Annotated in this window: 23 protein-coding genes; 1 reads left to right on the forward strand and 22 read right to left on the reverse strand. The window is 37.6% G+C overall.

Annotated features, from left to right (window positions below):
- Nucleotides 1-52: 52 nt before the first annotated feature.
- From MKX53_RS13395 to hprK, 19 genes are all read right to left on the reverse strand, one after another.
- The gene (locus MKX53_RS13395; protein WP_340911889.1) at nt 53-463 is read right to left on the reverse strand and encodes a hypothetical protein; all 411 of its coding nucleotides are present in this window, start codon (nt 461-463) and stop codon (nt 53-55) included.
- Nucleotides 464-607: 144 nt separating this feature from the next.
- Nucleotides 608-865 carry an HPr family phosphocarrier protein gene (locus MKX53_RS13400; protein WP_093537665.1) on the reverse strand — a complete coding sequence of 86 codons (258 nt, stop codon included), beginning with the start codon at nt 863-865 and terminating at the stop codon, nt 608-610.
- 17 nt (nt 866-882) lie between these two features.
- Complete coding sequence (gene whiA, locus MKX53_RS13405) at nt 883-1,824, reverse strand: DNA-binding protein WhiA (RefSeq protein WP_093537664.1); 942 nt, start codon at nt 1,822-1,824, stop codon at nt 883-885.
- A gap of 28 nt (nt 1,825-1,852) precedes the next feature.
- A complete protein-coding gene (locus MKX53_RS13410) occupies nt 1,853-2,824 on the reverse strand; it encodes a gluconeogenesis factor YvcK family protein (protein WP_093537663.1) in 972 nt (323 codons plus the stop codon).
- A 4-nt stretch (nt 2,825-2,828) separates the two neighbouring features.
- Nucleotides 2,829-3,713, reverse strand: coding sequence for an RNase adapter RapZ (rapZ, locus tag MKX53_RS13415; protein WP_093537662.1), 885 nt, complete (start codon nt 3,711-3,713; stop codon nt 2,829-2,831).
- Nucleotides 3,714-3,716: 3 nt separating this feature from the next.
- Nucleotides 3,717-4,187: an NUDIX hydrolase gene (locus MKX53_RS13420; RefSeq protein WP_093537661.1), complete on the reverse strand. Its 471-nt coding sequence runs from the start codon at nt 4,185-4,187 to the stop codon at nt 3,717-3,719.
- A gap of 197 nt (nt 4,188-4,384) precedes the next feature.
- The gene (trxB, locus tag MKX53_RS13425) at nt 4,385-5,335 is read right to left on the reverse strand and encodes a thioredoxin-disulfide reductase (protein WP_340769894.1); all 951 of its coding nucleotides are present in this window, start codon (nt 5,333-5,335) and stop codon (nt 4,385-4,387) included.
- Nucleotides 5,336-5,408: 73 nt separating this feature from the next.
- Nucleotides 5,409-6,935 carry a tetratricopeptide repeat protein gene (locus MKX53_RS13430; RefSeq protein WP_340911891.1) on the reverse strand — a complete coding sequence of 509 codons (1,527 nt, stop codon included), beginning with the start codon at nt 6,933-6,935 and terminating at the stop codon, nt 5,409-5,411.
- Between the two features lie 75 nt (nt 6,936-7,010).
- Entirely contained in the window at nt 7,011-7,637 is a 627-nt protein-coding gene (hisIE, locus tag MKX53_RS13435; protein ID WP_340911893.1) for a bifunctional phosphoribosyl-AMP cyclohydrolase/phosphoribosyl-ATP diphosphatase HisIE, read from the reverse strand.
- A gap of 47 nt (nt 7,638-7,684) precedes the next feature.
- Nucleotides 7,685-8,425 carry a 1-(5-phosphoribosyl)-5-[(5-phosphoribosylamino)methylideneamino]imidazole-4-carboxamide isomerase gene (gene hisA / locus MKX53_RS13440; RefSeq protein ID WP_340911895.1) on the reverse strand — a complete coding sequence of 247 codons (741 nt, stop codon included), beginning with the start codon at nt 8,423-8,425 and terminating at the stop codon, nt 7,685-7,687.
- A gap of 15 nt (nt 8,426-8,440) precedes the next feature.
- A complete protein-coding gene (gene hisB / locus MKX53_RS13445; protein ID WP_340763206.1) occupies nt 8,441-9,037 on the reverse strand; it encodes an imidazoleglycerol-phosphate dehydratase HisB in 597 nt (198 codons plus the stop codon).
- Entirely contained in the window at nt 9,034-10,317 is a 1,284-nt protein-coding gene (gene hisD / locus MKX53_RS13450) for a histidinol dehydrogenase (RefSeq protein ID WP_340911897.1), read from the reverse strand. Before hisD ends, hisB begins: the two co-directional genes overlap by 4 nt.
- An 8-nt stretch (nt 10,318-10,325) precedes the next feature.
- Entirely contained in the window at nt 10,326-10,934 is a 609-nt protein-coding gene (hisG, locus tag MKX53_RS13455; RefSeq protein WP_245762730.1) for an ATP phosphoribosyltransferase, read from the reverse strand.
- A gap of 13 nt (nt 10,935-10,947) precedes the next feature.
- Nucleotides 10,948-12,129, reverse strand: a complete 1,182-nt coding sequence (locus tag MKX53_RS13460; protein WP_340911899.1) for an ATP phosphoribosyltransferase regulatory subunit — start codon at nt 12,127-12,129, stop codon at nt 10,948-10,950.
- 251 nt (nt 12,130-12,380) lie between these two features.
- On the reverse strand, nt 12,381-12,890 hold the full coding sequence (locus tag MKX53_RS13465; protein ID WP_340911902.1) for an acyltransferase: 510 nt from the start codon (nt 12,888-12,890) through the stop codon (nt 12,381-12,383).
- Nucleotides 12,887-13,537: a pyrophosphatase PpaX gene (ppaX, locus tag MKX53_RS13470; protein ID WP_340911903.1), complete on the reverse strand. Its 651-nt coding sequence runs from the start codon at nt 13,535-13,537 to the stop codon at nt 12,887-12,889. The genes MKX53_RS13465 and ppaX overlap by 4 nt, the downstream gene beginning before the upstream one ends.
- Nucleotides 13,534-14,472, reverse strand: a complete 939-nt coding sequence (locus MKX53_RS13475) for a nucleoside recognition domain-containing protein (RefSeq protein WP_093537651.1) — start codon at nt 14,470-14,472, stop codon at nt 13,534-13,536. Before MKX53_RS13475 ends, ppaX begins: the two co-directional genes overlap by 4 nt.
- A gap of 15 nt (nt 14,473-14,487) precedes the next feature.
- The gene (gene lgt / locus MKX53_RS13480) at nt 14,488-15,297 is read right to left on the reverse strand and encodes a prolipoprotein diacylglyceryl transferase (protein WP_093537650.1); all 810 of its coding nucleotides are present in this window, start codon (nt 15,295-15,297) and stop codon (nt 14,488-14,490) included.
- 23 nt (nt 15,298-15,320) lie between these two features.
- The gene (hprK, locus tag MKX53_RS13485; RefSeq protein ID WP_340911905.1) at nt 15,321-16,256 is read right to left on the reverse strand and encodes an HPr(Ser) kinase/phosphatase; all 936 of its coding nucleotides are present in this window, start codon (nt 16,254-16,256) and stop codon (nt 15,321-15,323) included.
- 123 nt (nt 16,257-16,379) lie between these two features.
- On the opposite strand from hprK, the gene MKX53_RS13490 reads away from it, so the two are divergent.
- Nucleotides 16,380-16,931, forward strand: coding sequence for an N-acetylmuramoyl-L-alanine amidase family protein (locus MKX53_RS13490; RefSeq protein WP_340911908.1), 552 nt, complete (start codon nt 16,380-16,382; stop codon nt 16,929-16,931).
- Between the two features lie 440 nt (nt 16,932-17,371).
- Here the strand turns inward: MKX53_RS13490 and MKX53_RS13495 are convergent, their stop codons facing one another.
- The 3 genes from MKX53_RS13495 to uvrB form a co-directional block, all read right to left on the reverse strand.
- On the reverse strand, nt 17,372-18,475 hold the full coding sequence (locus MKX53_RS13495) for a DUF4097 family beta strand repeat-containing protein (protein WP_093537647.1): 1,104 nt from the start codon (nt 18,473-18,475) through the stop codon (nt 17,372-17,374).
- 83 nt (nt 18,476-18,558) lie between these two features.
- Nucleotides 18,559-21,450: an excinuclease ABC subunit UvrA gene (gene uvrA / locus MKX53_RS13500; protein WP_340911910.1), complete on the reverse strand. Its 2,892-nt coding sequence runs from the start codon at nt 21,448-21,450 to the stop codon at nt 18,559-18,561.
- Nucleotides 21,451-21,456: 6 nt separating this feature from the next.
- On the reverse strand, nt 21,457-23,439 hold the full coding sequence (gene uvrB / locus MKX53_RS13505) for an excinuclease ABC subunit UvrB (RefSeq protein WP_340911913.1): 1,983 nt from the start codon (nt 23,437-23,439) through the stop codon (nt 21,457-21,459).
- Nucleotides 23,440-23,496: the final 57 nt, after the last annotated feature.

Genomic DNA, 23,496 nt, shown 5'->3' on the forward strand with positions numbered 1-23,496 from the left:
CTAAAATCCCAAAGGAATTTATTCCTTTGGGATTTTTTTAAAGGAAATTTCCTCACTTCAATAAAAAATCAACTTCTCTTATCAGCTCATGATTATTTTTTATGCTATATCCTCTACTACTTTTGTGAGGAAATACAATTACATTTTCCTCAACAAATATATAAATTTGGTCATTCGGATTTGATGTTGACACTATCCTATATTCCGCCTTAAGCGGATCAAACGATTTCTCCATTATTGATAGTTTCTGCCCTTTTAGTAATTCTTTCATTGCTTGTTGCTTTTCTAATGATGTATTGGTTTCTGTAAAATTTGTCTTATTTATTTCCTCTATCCTTAAAATAGTATTACTACTAAAAAACTCATCCGTTAATTCATTTTCTATTAGTATACTTTTGGATAATTGAATACTTGCTAAAACGATTAAGCATAAAAAGAATCCTAAGATGAAATTCTTTTTCATACAGTCACCACCTATCTTATTCACTAAGATACCGTTAAATAGCTATGGAGCAACTACTTTCCTAACTTCTTGAGTTTTATAATGCCTTATTTTCCTCAAAAAAAATAGCCCTTTCGTCTAAATGACTAATGAGGCCGTTCGTTTTTATGATTCACTCGAGATGAAGTTAGCTAAAGCTTCTACTGCTTCCTCTGCATCGGAACCGTCTGCACTTAAGCCTACTTTTGTTCCTTTGCTGATCGCTAAACTCATAATTCCCATAATACTTTTTGCATTCACTTTTTTAGTATCTTTTTCTAAATAGACATCTGCAATATAACGATTTGCTTCTTGTACAAAAAGTGCAGCCTGCCTTGCTTGAAGTCCTGAAGATAATTTTACTTCCACCTGCTGTTCTGCCATAGTCTACTCCCCATTTCTTAAATTGTCTCTCCATTACGAAGCGCATTTGCTATTTCATCTATTTTTCGCAATCGGTGATTAACACCTGATTTACTCACATCGCCTGAGGAAACCATCTCACCTAGTTCTTTAAGTGTAACATCTTGATACTCTACACGTAACCTAGCTATTTCACGAAGTTTTTCAGGTAACCGATCTAATCCGATAGAATTTTCGATAAAACGTATATTGTCCACTTGGCGAATGGCTGCACTAATTGTTTTATTCAGATTGGCCGTTTCGCAATTTACTAGTCGGTTAACACTATTTCGCATATCTCGAATTATTCGAACGTCTTCAAATTTTAGTAATGCTCTATGAGCTCCAGCAATACTTAAAAAATCAGATATCTTTTCTGCTTCTTTTAAATAGGCGACAAACCCTTTTTTTCGTTCAATTGTTTTCGCATTTAGTTCATATCCGTTCATCAAATCTACTAGTGCATCACTATGTGTTTTATAGGAAGAATAAATTTCTAAATGATAAGAAGAAGTTTCCGGATTATTTACTGATCCTCCTGCTAAAAATGCACCTCTAAGATAAGCACGCTTACAGCAATTTTTTGAGACAAGATCTTTGGAGATAGAATATTCAAATTGAAAGCCGTCTTTTAGAATTTGAAGATCTTCTAGCAGACTTTTTGCCCCATCTCTAATACGACAAATATAAATATTATTCTTTTTCAACCTCATTTTTTTTCGAACGAGCAATTCTACTTGATATGGATATAACGATTTTATCAACGTATATAGTCTTCTAGCAATAGCTGCATTTTCTGTTTGTACATCTAAGCTTAACATTTTGTTGCTAAAAGAGAGAGATCCATTCATGCGTATAAGCGCTGATAGCTCTGCCCGTGCACAGCAAGGTTCTGATTCTTCCTGGGTCATCTCTTTTTTTGTTTCAGAAGCAAACGACATTTCCGTTTCCCCCTTTCTCCTGGACGGGTTAAGTTTTTAAACCGTCTGCGTATTCTACAAGCCATTTTGCCACTTCGGTTGCATCATGACGGACTGCACCGCCATGAACGACTGAAATGTCTTTTTTTACTATATCTATATTCAACTTTTTTAATTGGTCAATATCTATTTTAACAGGAGATGCTTGCTCTTGTTTATACATATACTGAACATTTTCGGGAATTTCTTCCTTACTTATCAACACAGCATCTAAGAAATTCTCTCCGACATGTTCGATCAGGGCATTTACATGATCATATGCAGAATAATTCCCTGTCTCCCCTGCCTGTGTCATTAAATTACATATATACACTTTCTTTGCGTTCGATTCCCTAATTGCTTGTTGAATATCTTGCACTAATAGATTAGGCAAAATACTAGTATATAGACTTCCTGGACCAATAACAATAACATCTGCCTGACGAATGACATTAATCGTTTCTGGCAGCGGTTTCACGTCCGTAGGAGTAATAAATACTTTTTCAATTTTTTTACCATACTTAGGGATTTTAGATTCTCCCGCAACGGTTGTTTGATCTTCAAACAATGCATGTAAAGTTACTATTTGATTGGCTGCAGGTAGAACTTTTCCACGAATATTTAGCACTCGACTCATTTCCGTTATGGCATGCGCAAAATCCCCTGTTATAGAGGTTAGGGCAGCTAACATTAAATTGCCTAGTGAATGACCTTTTAACTCCTCCGATTGAGAAAATCTATACTGAAACATTTCTTCTACTAAAGGCTCCACATCGGAAAGGGCTGCTAACACATTTCGAACATCCCCTGGAGGCGGTATATCATATTCATCACGTAGTCGCCCAGAGCTACCACCGTCATCGGCAACCGTTACAATTGCTGTAATATCCAGTGGAAATTTCTTTAAGCCACGAAGTAACGTAGACAGACCAGTACCTCCACCAAGTATCACCAATTTTTTACGATGTTTTGTAGATCTCATTCCTTCAATCCTTTCTAATGACAACATCGCGGTGCGTTACAAGGGTTTTGTCGTCTGCTTTCAATGACTTTCCAAAGTATTCGGCTAGTGTAACAGAGCGATGTTGCCCTCCGGTGCATCCAAAAGCAATAACTAGTTGGGTTTTACCTTCTCTTTTATATTGAGGAATCATGAATTGAAACAGATCTGTTAACTTTTCGATTAAGGTTTTAGTATCGATCCACTTTAATACGTAACTAGATACCTCTTCGTCAAGCCCAGATTTTAAGCGTAGCTCTTCTATATAGTAGGGATTAGGTAAAAAGCGTACATCAAACACTAAGTCAGCATCTATCGGAATACCATGCTTGAATCCAAAAGACATGACGTTCACAGTGAACACTTGACTACTTTTGGAGGAAAACTCTTCTTGTATTTTCTCTCTTAGTTCCCGTGGTTTCATCTTAGAAGTGTTGTAAATGTATTGTGCTCTTCCCTTTAAATCAGAAAGTAATTGTCGTTCTTTTTTAATACCTTCTAATGGTAATCCGGAGTTAGCGAGTGGATGCGATCGACGTGTTTCCTTGTATCGTCTAACTAGTACTTCATCTCCGGCATCCAAAAATAGTAATTTCGGTGTCACCTTTGTTGCCTCTTCTAATTCATTAACAGAATCTGCTAATGAATTGAACATATCTCCACCACGCAAATCCATTACCACTGCGATATTCCGTGGTTGTTTGTTGGACTCTATCATAAGTTTGATAAACGTACTTAATAGTTCTGGTGGTAGGTTATCAATACAATAATAGCCAAGGTCTTCAAAACTTTGGATAGCTACAGTCTTTCCAGCACCTGACATTCCTGTAATAATGACAACTTCTGTTTCGTGCTTTTGAAGACTATCCATTGTTTATTCCCCCTCCGTTGACTGCTGAATTGTTTCCTTTATTAAGGCAAAATTAGGTGTATATACAAAAGTTCCATATTGCATACCTTTTTCTTGCGCAGCAAATAATAGATTTGTTCGATCACCTTCGGCCATAGGAAGATGGTGTAAGCTTTCGACTGAATGCCATTCTAATATACCCTCGGTTGTTACTTCATAAGGTATACCTTCTATATCTCTAGCGACGAAGGTAAATAACATCCATTCATCTACACGCTTACCTTCTTCTTCGATAACCATTGTGTAAATTCCTTTTAAGTGTGGCTGTATTGGAACAGTATTAGTTTCTTCTGTAAATTCTCTTACGGCAGAAACTAGAATAGATTCTCCTATTTCCATCTTACCGCCTGGTGCCACATACCAATTTCTTCTTGGTTTTTTTAATAGTAGTACTTTATCATCTTTACATACGAGCAGGTTTGCTATTCTTTGCACAAATCTTCACTCCACATCTATCATGTGTTAATAAACTATATTATACATTAATTTTCATAAAAAGAGGCTGCTTCACGATTAATATCGCGAAACAGCCCGTCAAATGTTTCTATATAAAAAGGGGGGTCAATTTATATTCTTTACTATACACTTTGTATATTTCAAGACGTTTACAATCAGATTAAAATAAAGTTAAATTAAGCGTTTGAGATTGTTTTGTCTTTCAATTTTTCAATATAGTGTTGCGCAGCTTGTGCAGCAATACTTCCGTCGCCTGTTGCAGTAACGATTTGACGAAGCATTTTCTCACGAACATCTCCTGCGCCGAATATCCCAGGTACAGTTGTTTCCATTTTTTCGTTAGTCACAATATACCCATTGTCATTTAAAATGCCTAAGTTTCCAAAAGGTTTTGTTAATGGAAGCATCCCTACGTATACAAATACACCGTCTGTTTCAAATTCTTTTTCCGTACCGTCCACAGTAGACACTAATGTAACACTTGCTACTTTACCATCTTTGCCATGAATTTCTTTTAAAGTGGTGTTCCAGATAAAATCAATTTTCTCGTTTGCAAATGCGCGATCTTGAAGAATTTTTTGTGCACGCAACGTATCACGACGATGCACAATAGTTACTTTGTTTGCAAATTTCGTTAGGAACGCACCTTCTTCAACAGCAGAGTCTCCTCCACCTACAACTACAAGGTTTTTCTGTTTAAAGAAAGCTCCATCACAAACTGCACAATAACTAACTCCGCGGCCACCAAGCTCAGTTTCGCCTGGAATTCCCATTTTTTTATATTCCGCACCAGAAGAAATAATGACTGCTAATGCTTTATATTCTTTTCCACTTACCTTAACTGTTTTGTAAGCTTCTCCATCAACAATTTCTGACACATCGCCGTATGCATATTCCGCACCAAATTTTTTCGCATGATCAAACATCTTAGTGGAAAGCTCAGGTCCTAAGATCATTTCAAATCCAGGGTAGTTTTCAACTTCTTCTGTGTTTGCCATTTGTCCACCTGGAATCCCACGTTCAATCATTAAAGTGGAAAGGTTTGCGCGTGAAGTATATACCGCCGCTGTCATTCCTGCTGGTCCAGCACCAATTATTATTACATCATAAATTTTATCTACAGTCATCTTCTATTCCTCCTACATACATTGCTACTATCCTCAATCTATAGGATTTTTTCATACGCTTCAACTATTTTGCCTACGCATCAAAAAGAGGCAAAAATGGCATTAGTTCATTAATATATTTAGTCAATGTATTGGTCGTAATACCATATTGCTCGGCATAATATTTTTTTGTTACATTTTTAGAACGAGACGATTCAAACATATACTCCGTTGCTGCTGCTAATGCACTTGGATTTTTGAAGCTATAGCCTTTTTCTAGTGCACGTTCCACTAGTACAAACCACATTTGAAATAGAAATGTGTCTTCATGTTCCAACGGCTTATATTTATCATATAATAAATCTGTCGCTGCAATAGCGCGTAGGAAAGCTTTCTCCGCAGGTGATTTTTCATCAAAATCATGCCCCAATGAATTGGCAAGGAATAGTTTTTCCATCGTTGTTAGATTGTCTACTACAATCCATTTAGGATGTGAAATAATTTCTTGACGATGCTTAGATTTCCCTAACAAATAAAACCCATATATACGTTCACTCACATGCTTATGCTCGATCTTCTCTAAAATATATTCCTTTTGAATTTTAGAAGCCGCATCATCTGATTCACTTTTCTGAGGTAACCAAGGTTCAAATCCAGCTTTTTCGGGATCTAGTTTTAATAACGACTTCCAAGCACTTTTAGCAATCTCTTCATGACCAGAGAAATAAGCAGAATGAGACAACCAGAAATAGAATCCTGGATCCCCTTCAAAACCTTTTCGCTGTAAACTTCTCAGCCATTTAAAGGCTTGATCATATTTGCCTATTAACGCAAATGTTGCACCTAACTTATAGCGATGTTCAACAAAGTAAGGGTTTATCTTTGCTAATAACTCTACGATTTCTTCCAGATCTTCTACATTTTTTTCATAGTAATGAATCACTGCTAAATTACATAGCGCGTGGATATTACCTCTATTTTCATGTAGGACATCATGTAGTAAAGCTTTCGCTTGTTCCTCTTCGCCAATATAAAAATAAGCAAGCGCCAAATTATTAAATGCCGCCCAAAAATCTGGATGATCCACCACGATAGATTCTAATAGCTCTACCGCCTCAGCAAACTTCCCTTGTTCCATCAAACGTCTCGATTTTTCTTGTAAAAATAACGCTTCACCTGATGGAGCATCTACTTGAAGTGAAACTATATCTTCCTGCTCCGTGAAGTCAACAATTTCCATTGCTTCTTCCGTATACTCCCCTTGTATATCCATTTCCAAATACAGCTGAGCAAATTTATTGGCCTCTACAAAATTCCCGAGATGGGCATTTACTTCCGCTAAAAAGAAAACTATTTCAGACTCATTACCATCAATAGCATGGGCACTTCTCAAAAGCTCATGAGCTAGTTCAAAATTATCTATCTCCATTTGTAATATCGCATATTGTAGCAATATCATGGGATCATTAGGACTAAGTTCTGCTGCTCGTTTTAAATATTTATGTGCTTTTTCATATTGATCTTTTTGTAGTTCATCTAATGCTTTTTTATAGTAGTATTCACCCGTAGGTAAAAACGATATGATATTTTCTCTAAGTACTTTTTTACTTTTTTTATTCAATATAATCCTCCGAAAAATAATAAGGAACGTTAAAAACGTCCCTTATTAGTATATTCTTCAGTATATCACATATATTTATTTTTTATCTGCTTTGGCTTCGTGTCTCTTCTGTAATACTTGCAGTAAGTCATAGAAACTGACTTGTTGGTTTTGTAAAAGAACTAGTAAATGATATAGAAGATCTGCCGCTTCCCACTTCAGTTCTTCTCCATCATTATTTTTGGAAGCAATAATAACTTCAGATGCCTCTTCCCCCACTTTTTTACAAATTTTATCTATACCCTTTTCAAATAAGTACGTTGTATACGCACCTTCTGGCATGGACTGCTGTCTTTCTTCGATAACATTAATAAGAGAGGAGATTGCATTAAAGCCTACCGTGTCATCCATTTTCTCTACTGTCTTATGGAAGCATGTATCTTCTCCAGTATGACAAGCAGGTCCCGCTGGCAGTACTTCTACTACTAATGCATCCGAGTCACAGTCTGTCTTAATAGAAACTACTTTTTGCGTATTTCCCGAAGTTTCGCCCTTATGCCAAAGTTCCTGTCTGCTACGGCTAAAAAACCATGCTTCTCCGGTTTCTACCGTTTTTGCATAAGCTTCCTCATTCATATACGCAAGAGTTAATACTTCTCTTGTCATCGCGTGTTGCACAATAACAGGTATTAAACCTTTTTCATCAAATGTTAAATTAGTCATGATAGTTCTACTCCTCTTTCATTCAATTTTACCGAATGGTTATTTACTTATTTAATCGATTCTTGAAGTGCTTCAGAAAGCGTAAACCGCTCATTGTACAATGCTTTACCTGTAATTACACCAGCAACTGTAGTCGTTTGCGCTAATTTTGCTACGGCTGCAATATCTTCTAACGAACTAATCCCACCCGATACAATAATAGATAATCCCGTTTCTTCAGCAAGTTCTTTGTTTGCCTGTAAGTTTGGTCCTTGAAGCGTTCCATCTGTTGCAATGTCCGTAAAGATAACGTGTTTGGCTCCTTTAGAAGCAAAAAACTGACCGACCTCAACGGCAGATTGCGTAGAGGTTTCTAGCCACCCGTGTGTAGCCACCATGCCATCTTTTGCATCTAGTCCAATGACAATTCGGTCCCCCCCGAATTCTTCCAATAACTCTACTACTAAGTCCGGTTGTGAAATAGCAAGACTTCCTATAATTACCCGATTTACACCGTTATTCAAATAAAATAAAACGTCCTCTTTCGTACGAATGCCTCCACCAATTTGTACACTAACTGGTAGCTCTTTTGCAATGCGTATAACTGCGTCGGCATGAATTTTTTCGCCATCTTTTGCCCCATCTAAATCCACTAGATGAATCCATGTAGCACCTTCATCTGCAAACTTCTTAGCCATATCGAATGGAGAATCTCCATAAACGGTTTCTTGCTCATAATCTCCCTGATACAGGCGGACACATTTTCCACCTTTCATATCAATTGCGGGGTAAACTTGAATCGACGTCATATTATTCTCTCCTTCTTATGTAAGTAGACCTTTTGTAGAAGGAACGCCCTTCACTCTATCGTCTTTTGTAATAGCATCATCAATAGCTCGAGCCAATGCTTTGAAAATTGCTTCAATCATATGATGTGTATTTGCACCATAATGAACGATTACATGTACATTCATACGTGCCTCCAAGGCAAATTTCCAGAGAAATTCATGAACAAGCTCTGTATCAAAATTCCCTACTTTTTCAGTTGGAAACTGTGCACGAAACTCTAAATGTGGACGATTCGAAATATCAATGACTACTTGTGCTAAAGCATCATCCATTGGTACAAAGGCATTACCATAGCGTTTAATACCTATTTTGTCTCCTAATGCTTCTTTTACCGCTTGTCCTAGAACAATACCGATGTCTTCTGTCGTATGGTGATCATCAATATACGTATCTCCCTTAGCTTTAATAGATGCATCAAATAAGCCATGCTTAGTAAATAAATCTAACATGTGGTCCATAAATGGTACTCCTGTATCTATGTCCGCTTTTCCTTCACCATCTAAATCTATTTCAACCCATACTTTTGTTTCGTTCGTCATTCTTTCTATTTTTGCCGTTCTTTTGTTTGTCATTGTGAATCCCCCTTATCCCAACTTCTTGACTCTACAGACCTAGCATGCCCTTCTAATTGCTCTAGTCTCGCTAAGCGTGCAATTTTAGGATATTGCTCCTGCCACATTTCTTTCGAATAGTAGACGACACTTGTTTTCTTCACAAAATCATCTACACATAATCCACTTGAAAATCTTGCCGTGCTATTTGTCGGAAGTACATGATTGGTACCCGCAAAATAATCACCTACTGGCTCACTACTGAATCTCCCGATGAAAATAGCTCCAGCATGCTTAATTTTTTTACTGAGTTCCTCTGGTTGCTTTGTAATAATTTCCAAATGCTCAGGTGCAAGTTCATTAACCGCATCTACCGCTTGTTCTAATGATTCTGCAATATAGATATATCCGAATTTTTCAATAGATGCACGAGCAATTTCTTCTCTCGGAAGAAGCTTTAATTGTCTTTCTACTTCTGAGAAAACTTGTTCTGCCAGAGTTTCACTTGTAGTAATTAAAACAGAGCTTGCAAATCGGTCATGCTCTGCTTGCGCCAAAAGGTCGGCTGCTACCTCGTCTGCATAGGCAGTTTCATCTGCAATTATCGTTATTTCACTTGGACCAGCTATCATATCGATTGCAACTCTACCAAACACTTCTCGTTTAGCAAGTGCTACAAAGCTATTTCCCGGTCCCGTAATCTTATCTACCGCTCTTATCGACTCAGTACCGTAGGCCAAAGCCGCTATAGCTTGAGCACCGCCAACTTTATATATTTCGGTAATGCCAGCTATACGAGCTGCTACTAATACTGAATCAGGTAGTTTTCCATTACTCGATGGTGGTGATACAATAACTACCCTTCCTACTCCTGCTACTAATGCAGGTATTGCGTTCATTAATACCGAGGAAGGATAAGCAGCTGTTCCACCTGGTACATATAAACCTACCGCATCTAATGGTGAAATTTTGTATTGAATATAAGAATTGTTAGCTAATGGGAAGTCTATTTGTTTGCGAACCTGCTCTGTATGAAATGCGCGAATATTAGTAGCTGCCTCTTCCAAATCGCCTATCAGTTGTCTATCAAAATTAGCATACGCTTCGTCCATCTCTTCTTTGGTTACTTTGAGTGATGTGAGTTTTGCGCCATCCCATTTTTCTGTGTAACGAAAAAGTGCTAGATCACCATTTTTTCGTACATCCGTAATTACCTCACGAACTGTCGTTAAATGATCGGCATTTGCTTGTTCCACCGAACGCAATAATGAAATTGTATTTGTAAGCTTTTCTATTCTCATAGGATTCCCTACCTTTTGTTCAATTCATTTTTTAGTTGTGCAATAAAAGCATTAATCCGTTCACTTTTTACTCGGTAGCTTACTGGATTGACGATCAACCGCGAGGAAATGGGTACAATTTTTTCATATTCTACTAAGCCATTTTCCTTAAGAGTCTGTCCAGTGGAAACAATGTCGACAATGCGATCTGCAAGACCGATCATTGGAGCCAGCTCAATCGATCCATTCAACTCTATGATTTCGACTTGCTCTCCTTTTTCCTTATAGAAGTTTGTTGCGATTCTAGGATACTTTGTAGCAACACGTGGAGCAATATCGTTCATCGTTGTGTTCGGAAGACCTGCAGTAGCAATATAACAATTACTAATTTGTAAATCTAATAGTTCATGGACATCACGATGCTGCTCTAGCAAAACATCCTTGCCCGCAATACCGATATCCGCTACACCATGTTCAACGTATACAGGTACATCCATCGGTTTTGCCAATATGAATTGAATGCGCTCGTCGGGAGCCTCTACGATTAACTTTCTAGAATCATCAATCTCGGCCGGTAAGTTAAATCCTGCTTGGACAAATAGTTTATATGCTTCTTCAAAAATACGCCCTTTTGGCATTGCAATTGTTAATTCATTCTTCACGGAAAGAACCACCTTCGGACACGATAATGACTTCATCGAAAATTTGTTTAAACGCTTCAATATCACTTACACTCTCCGCGTATTGCAGTGTCACATATTCGGATGCATTTCTTCTAGCTTCCGCTAACACATTCGCTTTAGAAAAAGAGCCTTTATCAAATAGAAGAAGTGTGCGCTTTTCTTTCATTAGTTGCTTCGGTAAAACTTCCAATAATCGATCTACTCGGATTCCAAATCCAGTAGCTCCTACTTTTTCGTTGAACTGTTTAAATAACTCATCATATCGACCACCATTACCAATAGAGAAGCCACTTCCTGCCGCATGAATCTCAAACAGCATGCCTGTGTAATAGCTCATATGACTTGCCAAAGAGAAATCGAAAGATACAACCGAAAAGTCATTCAATTGAAATTCTAATAGAGCTTGAAGTTCTTCCACTTGATCAATCAAATATTGTTGATCATCATTAAGGAATTGACGGAAATCAGAAAATACATTGGCATCGATTGTAAATTCTATTATTTTACTTAGTCTGCCTTTTTGTTCTTCTAGTAAGTTCATGCTTTCTAACATTTGTGAGAAACCTACTAAATTCTTCTCGACTAATAGTTGTCTAAGCAATTCAACCTCTTCATTATTATTCGTGTTATTTGTCAAGAATGCCGTTAGAATTTCAGCGTGACCGATTGTAATTCGGAAGCCTTGAACCCCTAAATCCTTCAACAGTTCGATTGCTGTATAAATTATTTCACTATCAGCATAAGGACTAAAATCCCCAATCAGTTCGAGTCCTAGCTGCTCAAACTCTGCTGGTCTTCCGCCTTCTCGCTGTTGTGCTCGAAATACATCCGCATAGTATGCTAAGCGTAATGGATTTTTTTCCTTCAATAACTTAGAAGCTGCTATTCTAGCAATCGGCGTCGTCATATCGGGACGTAAAACTAGCATTTCGCCTTGGTTGTCTACTAGTTTAAATAATGATGATTCATCAATAGCGGAAGCCTTACCTATTGTTTCGAAATACTCCACGGAAGGCGTTTTTATAAAGTCGTACCCTTTTCTTCGTATAAAGTCTCTTGCTGTTAATCGTATGTATTCTTTTTGTTCGTTTACTTCTGGAAACGAATCTCTCATTCCAAGAGGTTTTTCAAACATTTGAATTTTGCTCACATTACCACTCCTAAAAATACTTTAGTACACTAGAGAACTAACAAGATGAATTAATAAAATTTTATACTATTTTAACCATTTCGTCAACTTGTTGGTATTCCCTCTTTTTGAGTGAGATATATTTTTATGGAGAGAATTTATCAGTGTTAATAAGGAACGAGATTGTTTAGTTGGAATTTTGAGCCCTTTAGTTGGAATAGTAAATTTTTCCACACACAAAAAAGGCTATCCAAAATAGGATAGCCTTTCCATTAGTTTTTACTTCGTTCTATCATTTCTGCCTTCGTATAAATAATGCGCATTGGGTTTCCTCCAACAAAGCATCCTTCTGGGATATCTGCATTGACGAGAGTTGCCGCAGAAACAATTGCGTCATCTCCAATTGTAATGCCAGGTAAAATGGTCGTATTTGCACCAATCAATACTCGATTACCAATTATGACATCACCGATACGATATTCATCGATCAAATATTCATGTGCTAGAATTGTCGTATTGTAGCCGATAATGGAATTGTCGCCTACTTTAATACGCTCTGGGAACATGACATCCACCATCACCATTAAAGCAAAAGAAGTTTCCTTTCCTACCTCCATTTTCAAAAAGGTCCGATAGAAAAAGTTCTTCCAACTTAAAAATGGGGAATATCTAGCCGCCTGTATAAAAATAAAATTTTTCATCACTTTCCAAAATGGAACAGTGTCGTATACATGCCATAGAGAGTTTGCACCTTTTACAGGATAACGCTCGGTCCTTCTCATATATGCTGCCCTTTTACTATATCTAGTAGGTCACTCATTTGATGAAGCATATAAGTAGGATTATAAGTAGCTAAGTGTGCTTCTCCTTTGATGGACCAAGCTACAGCTGCTGTATCAACACCAGCTCTTTGCCCTCCTACAATATCATGAAAGTTGTCGCCAATCATCAGTGCGTCTTCCTTATTAGCTCCAATTCTTTGAAGTGCTATTTGGATTGGCTCAGGGTCGGGCTTAGTATGTGTAACATCCTCGAATCCAACAATCGTATCAAATAATGTTTCACACTCCATTAATTGGAGACCTCGATCAATCATTTCTCTTCTTTTAGTAGAAACAATTGCCATTTTATAGCCATCCTGCTTTAGTAGTCGTAAAGTATCTACGACACCTTCAAACGGTACTACCATCTGGTCATGTCTTTCTAGGTTCCATTTACGATAAGAAGCAGTTAAAGTCTCCGTTAATGTTGGATCTATTCCATCAAATGTTTCATATAATGGTGGACCTAAAAACGGTAGCACATGCTCCCGACTATATTTCCCCGGAAATGTTTCTCCTAATACGTGTAAAAAAGATTCAATAATTAGTTCATTCGTATCTAATAATGTACCGTCTAAATCAAAAAGTAGCGCTTTATAGTTTTTCACGGGACTACCACTTCCTTATGTTTACTTTGCTCCGCTTTCCTCCAAACATAAGCTACTACAATTGTTAATACGAAAGCGGTTATTAATCTTATTAATAGTAATGGCCATATTGGAATTCCTAATGGTATAAAGATTAATGTATCCTCGACCACTGCGTGACATGCCACTAAGAATATAAAGACCAATGTTGCATCCTTTTTACTAACTCCATCCTCTTGCACTGCTTGAATCATTACACCTGCCCCATAAGCAAGCCCAATCGTTAGGCCTGCTACAAGTGTAAGAGAAGCATTTGGTTGTACGCCAATAACTTTCGTAAAGGGAGCTAGCTTTTCTGAGAACTTTTGCAAGTAATTTCGGTCTTTCAAAAATTGGATGATGACCATTAATGGTATAACGATTAGCGCTAATTGTATAACACCGAACGTGGCCTTCTGTAAGCCAAGCAAAATAATTTCTCCCCATCCATCAGGAACTTGCTGACTTACTTTTAGCGCACCATATTTTGCTACCTCTCCGCCTCCTTGCCACACAAGATTAATAATGACAGCAGAAAGGATTGCCAAACCAAATCGTACAACCAAAACAACCCATAATTTCACTCCAACGCGAAGGGCAACTCCAGTTTCAATGAAAATATTATGTGAAAAGGAAAGCATTGTCGCTAATATGAAAACTTCTTTTACAGTTAACTCCAAAGATAGTATACCTGCGATCCCGGCATATAAATTTAATGCGTTTCCTAGCACTAAAGGAATTGCGGCTTCTCCCCGAAGTCCCAATAACCCCATAAACGGCGAGATGAAATCAATAATCCAAGGAAGAACAGGAGTATATTGTAAAATCACTACAATTAATGTAATCGGGAAGATTACTTTACTTAATGTCCATGTTGTTTTAAGACCAGCTAACAGTCCGTTTTTCAACGTCCCCATCTTATCCCAGCTTTCTTACTTATCCTGATAATGAACAACAGGTTTGACTGTCATTCTTCTATATATAAATACAATTAGAGCAACTACAATGGTCACTATTGAAACGACTTGTGCAGTTCGCAACTCCCCTATTAAATAGAGACTGTCCGTACGCATTCCTTCGATGAAGAATCGGCCAATAGAATACCACACTGCATAAAACAGCACCATTTCCCCTCGACGTAAATTTACTTTTCGAAGCAATATTAATATGATCACGCCTACAAAGTTCCAGATGGATTCATATAAAAAAGTTGGGTGATAATATTTTCCATCTATATACATTTGTTCAATAATCCAATTGGGAAGCATTAAATTTTCTAAGAAAGTTCTCGTAACTTCTCCACCATGAGCTTCTTGATTAATGAAATTTCCCCACCGACCAATAGCCTGACCGATTAAAATACTCGGTGCTACTATATCTGCAACCTTCCAAAAAGAAGAGCCACGTTTTTTGGTGAAAATATAGGCCGTGATAAACGATCCTATCAACGCCCCATGAATGGCAATTCCACCATTCCAAATTTCAATAATTTTGCCAGGGTTTTGACCATAGAAATCCCATTTAAAAATAACATAGTAAATTCGCGCACTAAGAATAGCAATGGGAACCGCCCAAATAAGTAAATCGGTTAAATAATCCGGATGAAATCCTCGTTTTACCATTTCTTTTTGTGCCACGAAAAATGCTAATACGATACCTAGAGCAATGATTACTCCATACCAACGTACTGATAACGGTCCTAGCGAAAAAGCTACTGGATCAATTATTTGTAACAAACTCATATGTATCTCCCTTCAAGCATCAATTAATAATCCACTTCTGTATTTTGTTCTATAACATCATTTAAACGTTTAGCGAAATCTTCCGCAGCATTTACACCCATTTTTTTCAATCGATGATTCATGGCTGCCACTTCAATTATAACTGCTATATTTCGACCAGGGCGAACTGGAACAGTTAACTTCGTAATTGCTGTATTAATAATTTCCATTTTCTCTTCTTCTAGACCTAGGCGATCATATGTCTTTTTCTCATCCCAGATTTCTAATTCGATTACAAGCGTTATACGTTTATAACTCCGAATTGCACTTGCTCCGAATAAGGTCATTATGTCGATAATACCTAATCCGCGGATTTCTAAAAGATGTTCGATTAACTGTGGAGCACTTCCAACTAGCGTGTCCTCCCCCTCTTGTCTAATCTCTACACAATCATCCGCTACTAAACGGTGACCCCTTTTCACTAACTCTAACGCCGTTTCACTTTTTCCGACTCCACTTTTCCCGGTGATTAGCACACCAACCCCATAAATATCTACAAGTACCCCATGTACTGCAGTTGAAGGCGCTAACCTACTTTCTAAAAAGTTTGTAAGCATACTAGAAAATCTTGTAGTAGGCAAACTTGTCGTTAATACAGGAACCGAACTTTCATTAGATGCAGCGATTAACTCCTTCGGTACTTCCATTCCGTGTGAGACAATGATGACCGGTGTATCTTGTGCACAAAGTCTTCTCATTCGTTCACTTTTTTCTTTTGGCTGTAGCAAAGCAAAAAAAGAAATCTCTGTCTTTCCTAAAAGCTGTATACGATTTGAAGGATAATGTGTAAAGTAACCTGCAATTTCAATTCCTGGTCTGGAAATATCACTCATGGAAATGTGACGTCCAATACCTTCTTCCCCACTTACTAATGTGAGATTCAAATGCTCTTTTATATCTTTCGTCGTCACATGTGACATACCCCTTAACTCCCTTCGTCCTACATTTGCAAACCTAGTACTTATTTTATCATGATTGTCTACTTAAATTGTATCCATTTATCTTTTCTTCTTCTATTTAAGAGAGGAAGGGAGGTTTTTCCGATGAAAATTATGTTGGATGCTGGCCACGGACCTAATACTGCGGGGAAACGTACACTAGATGGAAAAATGAAAGAATTTGAATTTAATGAGGCTGTTGCACAGTTTGTTAAAAAGGAGCTGACTGCTATTGGACTAATAGTTATTAATGGTCATGACAGAGGGAGGGATGTTCCTTTAAACGAAAGAACAGCTTTAGCAAATAAAATGGGAGTGGATGCATTTATTTCTATCCATGCGAATGCATTCGGGACAACATGGAATAATACGAGTGGAATTGAAACCTTCACCTATACGAAGCCTTCCAAACAGTCCACTATTCTCGCATCGCTTATCCAAAACTCTTTATGTTCGATTACAGGAAGATTAAACAGAGGTGTGAAAAAAGCAGACTTTGCGGTTGTTCGAGATACAAGAATGCCAGCAGTACTAGTGGAATGTGGATTCATGACGAATAAAAATGAAGCAATCTTACTTCAATCCACGAATTACAGAATGCACTGTGCAAAAGCCATCACCTATGCAATTCTATGTTGGATTCAACAGAAACGTTAAACTTGAAAAGATATACTTTAAAAATACGTCCATACATAGGGATGGCGTTGATTTCCGCTCTGGTCGGACGCTTTCCCGTGGGCACGGCTTCAATCTCCTCGTCACTACGAAAACATGTGCTCCTGCGGGGCTTTCAACTCGTGCTGTTCCCACTAGAGTCACCGACCTGCGCTCCAATCAACAATATCCACTTGAGATAAACGAATAACTGACTACAATGGTACGTATTAATTCATAAGTTTAGGTTGAAATGAACTCTAGTACAAAGAGCGTTAAGTGAAGACTCCGCAGGAATGTACCAATGGAACAAAGGATAAGTACGCCACATCGTGTAGCAACTCCCGCGATAAGCGTCCATCTAAAACAGAAATCCGTAATATCATTTTATTATCTTTGCACATAAAAAAATGGAGGGGGATATTATCCCCCTCCATTTTTTCTTATTCTCCTTCTACTGTATAACGGACAACAACAGATCCTGTTTTTGCATCCCCGTATACTCGTAAAGGTACAGCTTCGGAATCGACTATTTTCGTGAACCCAACCTTTTTGTTTAACAGCTGCTCAGATTGATTTAAGTGTGTAACATCAGCCAATTGAACATCTATCTTACCAATTTGGGAAGTAGCTTCGCCTTTAATCGAAACATCTTTTGGAATGTACAGTTCAACCGTTCCAGCTACTGCCGTTCCTTCTATTTTACGTGCTGCTTTATCTTTTGTTGTTAAAATAACATGTCCACTAACCGATGAACCCTCAATTTCTTTAAGCTTGCCATCTACGTAAATACGACCATTCATCGTCTCTACTTCAATTGTTTCTCCTACAACCCTTTGAACTTGAACCGATCCATTAACCGTTTCTATATCAGCTCTTTCAAACTTCAAGTCCTCTAATTCTACTTTTCCGTTTGTAGTCTTCACTTTAAATGAATTCGCTTCTAAATTCTTAGCTAAGAACTCACCATTAAACAATCGAGCAGAAATATAGTTATACTCTTTAGTCGGTACATATAACGTTACTTGAACAGAAGTGGTTTTCATATCACTATAAAGACGTAATTTGTTTCCTTCTGTTGTAAATATAAACTCCTCACGGAAACGTGCCTTTGCTTCCTCTTCAGATGAATTCTTAAAGGATTTAACTTTGACACTAGCATGCGCATGCTTTTCTTCCGACGGAAGTACTTCCACTTTACCATTCGCAATATTAATAGAGATATCTGTGAAATCTGTATCCGCTTGGACGAATTCTTCTTCAAATACAACCGGTTCTCCAAATGGCATTTCAAAATCTTTCATTTTGTCGACGGTACCTTGCATAAACTGCATAAATCTTTCACCCATCACGGTAAAATCACGCTTCAAGTCCTCGACGAAATCCGTATTATTATTCGATGACTTTTTATATTCTTTTTCCTCAGGGACAAACGGTGTAACAGGTGCTGTTTGTTTTCCAAGCTCTTCTAGTAATGCCAATGCTTCTTGTGCAGTAATCGTGCCATTTTCAACCATATCTAAAATACGTTTTCGTTCTTCTTGCATAGTGAAAGGCCTCCTCATGAATTTATACTATAAATCATTTTTACTTACATTACTTTATACGAATGAAAAATCAAAAAGTTTCATCATGTAGTGGATACTGGACTTTTTTTCTTTTTAGTTGCTTTCGCTACAACATCATCCATCCTTTGTCGATCTCTTTCTAAAACGGTTTTCAAGTACTTCCCTGTATAGGAATCTTTTGATGCAGCAATTTTTTCAGGTGAACCTACCGCAATGATGGTACCACCCTTTTCTCCACCTTCAGGTCCTAAATCAATCATATAATCTGCTGTTTTAATGACATCTAAATTATGCTCAATTACTAGCACGCTATCACCGTTATCTACTAAACGTTGAAGTACGATCAATAATCTTGCGATATCATCTACATGCAGACCCGTAGTTGGCTCATCTAAAATATAAAATGACTTCCCGTTAGAGCGCTTGTGTAATTCAGAAGCCAGTTTAACCCGCTGTGCCTCACCACCAGAAAGTGTTGTAGCAGGTTGTCCTAATTCCATATACCCTAATCCTACATCTACGATCGTTTTTATCTTCCGGCTTATTTTTGGATGGTTCTCAAAAAAGGCATAGCCATCCTCTGCAGTCATTTTTAAAATATCCGCTATATTTTTACCTTTATAATGTACTTCCAATGTTTCACGATTATATCTTTTACCATGACAGACTTCGCATGGCACATAGACATCTGGCAAGAAATGCATTTCAATTTTGAGTATTCCATCTCCGCGACATGCCTCACAGCGGCCGCCTTTTACATTGAAGCTAAATCTTCCTTTTTTATATCCTCTTACTTTTGCTTCATTTGTTGTTGCAAAAAGGTCTCGTATATCATCAAACACGCCCGTATAGGTAGCGGGATTAGATCTTGGGGTACGTCCAATTGGCGATTGGTCAATCTCAATCACTTTTTCTAACATTTCTATACCCTCAACACCTTTACTAATACCAGGTTTTACTCGAGAGCGATTTAACTTTTGTGCTAATGATTTATATAATATTTCGTTGACTAATGTACTTTTACCAGATCCTGAAACTCCTGTCACAGCGGTAAATACGCCTAACGGAATATCTACACTGACATTTTTTAAGTTGTTTTCAGAAGCGCCTTTTATTTTGATAAAGCGACCGTCTGGTTTCCTTCTTTCAGCTGGAAGTGGAATAAACTTTTTCCCACTTAAATATTGTCCTGTTAGTGACTTTTTGTTTTTCATCACTTGTTCAGGAGTTCCTGCAGCGATTATCTCTCCACCATGCACTCCTGCACCAGGTCCCACATCTATCAAATAGTCAGCAGCCATCATTGTATCTTCATCATGCTCTACGACAATTAATGTATTTCCTATATCTCGCATGTTTTTTAGCGTCTCAATTAATCGATCGTTATCTCGCTGATGTAAACCAATAGAAGGTTCATCTAAAATATATAACACACCTGTCAGTCTTGATCCGATTTGAGTAGCTAAACGAATACGTTGCGCTTCTCCTCCGGATAAAGTTCCTGATGCACGGTTTAACGTTAAATAATCTAGTCCCACATTCTCTAAAAATCCTAATCGTTCATGGATTTCTCTCAACACAAGACGAGCAATTTGCATATCTTTTTCTGATAAGGACAACTCCGCGAAAAATTTATTTGCTTCTTCAATGGAGAATCTTGTAATTTCACCGATATGAAGGGAATTTATTTTTACCGCAAGCGTTTCCTCTTTTAAACGATAACCTTTACATGCAGGGCAATCGTGTTGCTCCATATATTTCTCCATTTGCTCACGAATATAATCCGATGACGTATCTTTGAATCTGCGTTCAATATTAGCAAGGACACCTTCAAATGACATTTCACTATCACGAACTTGGCCAAATTCATTTTCATAGCGAAAACGAATTTTATCGTCCCCTGATCCATACATAATTTTGTTCCATTGATCGATTGGTAATTTTTCAACTGGAACATTCATTTTTATTTTGTAATGCTTACAAACGGCTTCTAATAGCTTCGGGTAATACTGAGAGCTTGTTGGTTGCCATGCGACAATTGCTCCATCTGCTAAGGAAATACTTTTATCTGGAACGACTAATTCCGCATCTACTTCTAACTTAGTACCAAGTCCGTCACACTCCCCACAAGCTCCAAAGGGACTGTTGAACGAAAACATACGAGGCTCTAATTCTCCGATAGAAAAACCACATATTGGACAGGCATGATGTTCACTAAATAGAACTTCTTCGTGCTCCATAACATCTATTAAAACTCTACCATCTGCAAGTCTTAGTGCAGACTCTAGGGAATCACTAAGCCTTGGAGCAACTCCTTCTTTCATGATAATTCGGTCGATAACCACTTCAATATTATGTTTTTTATTTTTGTCTAGATTGATATCATCATCTAAATCGATTAACTCCCCATCGATACGTACTCGAACGAAACCTTCTTTTTTCATCTCTTCCAAAAGTTTGACATGCGTTCCTTTACGACCTGAAACAATGGGTGCTAACACCTGCATCTTTGTTTTTTCCGGGTACTCACTTAAGCGATCGACCATTTGTTCAATCGTTTGTGATGAAATTTCAATACCATGGTTGGGACATATCGGTTTTCCAACTCGCGCATACAATAGTCGCATATAATCATAAATTTCCGTCACCGTTGCTACAGTGGAGCGTGGATTTTTACTCGTTGTTTTTTGATCGATGGAAATAGCTGGTGATAGACCCTCAATAACATCGACATCTGGCTTTTCCATTTGTCCTAAAAATTGTCGTGCATACGCAGACAATGACTCTACATAGCGTCTTTGACCTTCCGCGTAGATAGTATCAAAAGCTAAAGAAGACTTACCAGAGCCAGAAAGTCCAGTCATGACTACTAGCTTATCTCTTGGTATTTTCAAGCTAACATTTTTTAAATTATTTGCACGTGCACCTTGAATAACGATTTCTTGATTTTTCAACACATATCACCCTTCCAGCTTCAGTTCCAAAATAGCATCCCGTAATTCTGCAGCTCGTTCAAAATTAAGTGCTTTAGCTGCATCTTTCATTTCTTTCTCTAATTTGTTTAGAAGTGTTGCTTTTTCTTCTTTCGATAGTGGTTTTCCACTCATTAATCGTTGAGCATATGTTTCTTCCTCTTCCGCGACTTTTGATGCACGGATAACATCGTTTATTTTCTTTTTAATTGTTATTGGTGTAATACCATGTTTTTCGTTATACTCCATTTGAATTGTCCGGCGACGTTGCGTTTCATCAATCGCTTTTCGCATGGAGTCCGTCATTTTGTCCGCATACATAATTACTTCCCCATTTGAGTTACGGGCGGCACGACCAATTGTTTGTATTAAAGAACGTTCAGAACGTAAAAATCCTTCTTTATCCGCATCTAATATAGCTACTAAAGAAACTTCCGGTATATCTATACCTTCTCGTAATAAGTTAATCCCTATTATTACATCGTACGTACCTAGACGGAGCTGTCGAATAATTTCTGTGCGTTCTAGAGTTTTTACTTCAGAATGTAAGTACTGAACCTTAATTCCTATTTCTTTTAAGTAATCGGTTAAATCCTCTGACATTTTTTTAGTTAGCGTAGTGATTATTACTCGCTCATTTTTGGCAGATCTCTCATGAATTTCATTGATCAAATCATCTATTTGCCCTTCAATAGGCTTGACAGTTATGACAGGATCTAAAAGTCCAGTTGGTCGGATAATTTGCTCTACCATTTCTGGTGTATGCTCCAACTCATAAGGACCTGGTGTTGCCGAAACAAATATAGCTTGGTTTATATGTTTTTCATATTCATTAAAAGTTAAAGGTCTGTTGTCTAGTGCAGATGGCAATCGAAAACCGTAATTTACAAGCACAGATTTTCTAGCTTGGTCACCATTATACATTCCTCTTACTTGAGGCAATGAAACGTGACTTTCATCTACTACGAGTAAAAAGTCTTTTGGAAAATAATCTAGTAATGTATATGGAACTGCTCCAGCCTCTCTTAATGTTAAATGGCGGGAGTAGTTTTCTATGCCTGAACAAAAGCCCATCTCTTCCATCATTTCTAAATCATATCTTGTACGTTGCTCTAATCGTTGTGCTTCTAACAGCTTATCCTCGCTGCGTAAGTAAGCCAGCTGTTCTTCCAATTCTTTTTCAATATTAGCTATCGCTAGCTTCATCTTTTCTTCCCGAGTAACGAAATGGGATGCAGGAAAGATAGCAACATGATCTCGTTCGCCTAAAATTTCTCCCGTAAGTGCGTTAACTTCACGAATCCGATCAATCTCATCTCCGAAAAATTCTACACGAAGACATTTTTCATCACGTGAAGCGGGGAAAATTTCTACTACATCACCGCGAACACGAAACTTTCCACGTACGAAGTTTAAATCGTTTCGTTCATATTGAATGTCGACTAGTTTACGTAATAACTGATTGCGTTCAATTTCCATTCCCGTTCTTAGCGATACGACCATTTCATTATATTCTTCTGGATTCCCTAATCCGTAAATACAGGATACAGACGCAATAATAATAACGTCTTTTCTTTCGAATAAAGAAGAGGTTGCGGAATGGCGAAGCTTATCTATTTCCTCATTGACACTGGAGTCTTTTTCTATAAATGTATCCGTTGAAGGAACATACGCTTCTGGTTGAAAATAATCATAGTAACTTACAAAGTACTCAACCGCATTGTTAGGAAAAAACTCTTTAAATTCGTTATATAATTGACCTGCTAATGTTTTGTTATGTGCCATCACTAGCGTTGGTTTGTTTATCTGTTGAATAACATTTGAAATCGTATATGTTTTACCAGTACCTGTCGCACCTAGTAAGGTTTGATATCTTTTCCCTTCTTTAACACCCGCTACTAGTTCTTTTATCGCTTCGATTTGATCTCCCGCTGGCTCATACGGAGCTTGTAATTCGAATATTTGTTCCATACATAAGCCTCCCATTTTTTGAATAATTTCAGTTTAACATACTCTTTTTTTGTTTCC

This window comes from Psychrobacillus sp. FSL K6-4615, from assembly GCF_038008225.1.
In the GTDB taxonomy this organism is placed as follows: Bacteria; Bacillota; Bacilli; order Bacillales_A; family Planococcaceae; genus Psychrobacillus; species Psychrobacillus psychrotolerans.

What these genes read in the sequence shown, in the direction of transcription:
- MKX53_RS13395 (WP_340911889.1), bottom strand. Translation starts at nt 463, where the DNA reads ATGAAAAAGAATTTCATCTTAGGATTCTTTTTATGCTTAATCGTTTTA.
- MKX53_RS13400 (WP_093537665.1), bottom strand. Translation starts at nt 865, where the DNA reads ATGGCAGAACAGCAGGTGGAAGTAAAATTATCTTCAGGACTTCAAGCA.
- whiA (WP_093537664.1), bottom strand. Translation starts at nt 1,824, where the DNA reads ATGTCGTTTGCTTCTGAAACAAAAAAAGAGATGACCCAGGAAGAATCA.
- MKX53_RS13410 (WP_093537663.1), bottom strand. Translation starts at nt 2,824, where the DNA reads ATGAGATCTACAAAACATCGTAAAAAATTGGTGATACTTGGTGGAGGT.
- rapZ (WP_093537662.1), bottom strand. Translation starts at nt 3,713, where the DNA reads ATGGATAGTCTTCAAAAGCACGAAACAGAAGTTGTCATTATTACAGGA.
- trxB (WP_340769894.1), bottom strand. Translation starts at nt 5,335, where the DNA reads ATGACTGTAGATAAAATTTATGATGTAATAATAATTGGTGCTGGACCA.
- hisIE (WP_340911893.1), bottom strand. Translation starts at nt 7,637, where the DNA reads ATGACTAATTTAACATTTGATGAAAAAGGTTTAATACCTGTTATTGTG.
- hisA (WP_340911895.1), bottom strand. Translation starts at nt 8,425, where the DNA reads ATGACGTCGATTCAAGTTTACCCCGCAATTGATATGAAAGGTGGAAAA.
- hisB (WP_340763206.1), bottom strand. Translation starts at nt 9,037, where the DNA reads ATGACAAACAAAAGAACGGCAAAAATAGAAAGAATGACGAACGAAACA.
- hisD (WP_340911897.1), bottom strand. Translation starts at nt 10,317, where the DNA reads ATGAGAATAGAAAAGCTTACAAATACAATTTCATTATTGCGTTCGGTG.
- hisG (WP_245762730.1), bottom strand. Translation starts at nt 10,934, where the DNA reads ATGCCAAAAGGGCGTATTTTTGAAGAAGCATATAAACTATTTGTCCAA.
- MKX53_RS13465 (WP_340911902.1), bottom strand. Translation starts at nt 12,890, where the DNA reads ATGAGAAGGACCGAGCGTTATCCTGTAAAAGGTGCAAACTCTCTATGG.
- MKX53_RS13475 (WP_093537651.1), bottom strand. Translation starts at nt 14,472, where the DNA reads ATGGGGACGTTGAAAAACGGACTGTTAGCTGGTCTTAAAACAACATGG.
- lgt (WP_093537650.1), bottom strand. Translation starts at nt 15,297, where the DNA reads ATGAGTTTGTTACAAATAATTGATCCAGTAGCTTTTTCGCTAGGACCG.
- hprK (WP_340911905.1), bottom strand. Translation starts at nt 16,256, where the DNA reads ATGTCACATGTGACGACGAAAGATATAAAAGAGCATTTGAATCTCACA.
- MKX53_RS13490 (WP_340911908.1), top strand. Translation starts at nt 16,380, where the DNA reads ATGAAAATTATGTTGGATGCTGGCCACGGACCTAATACTGCGGGGAAA.
- MKX53_RS13495 (WP_093537647.1), bottom strand. Translation starts at nt 18,475, where the DNA reads ATGCAAGAAGAACGAAAACGTATTTTAGATATGGTTGAAAATGGCACG.
- uvrB (WP_340911913.1), bottom strand. Translation starts at nt 23,439, where the DNA reads ATGGAACAAATATTCGAATTACAAGCTCCGTATGAGCCAGCGGGAGAT.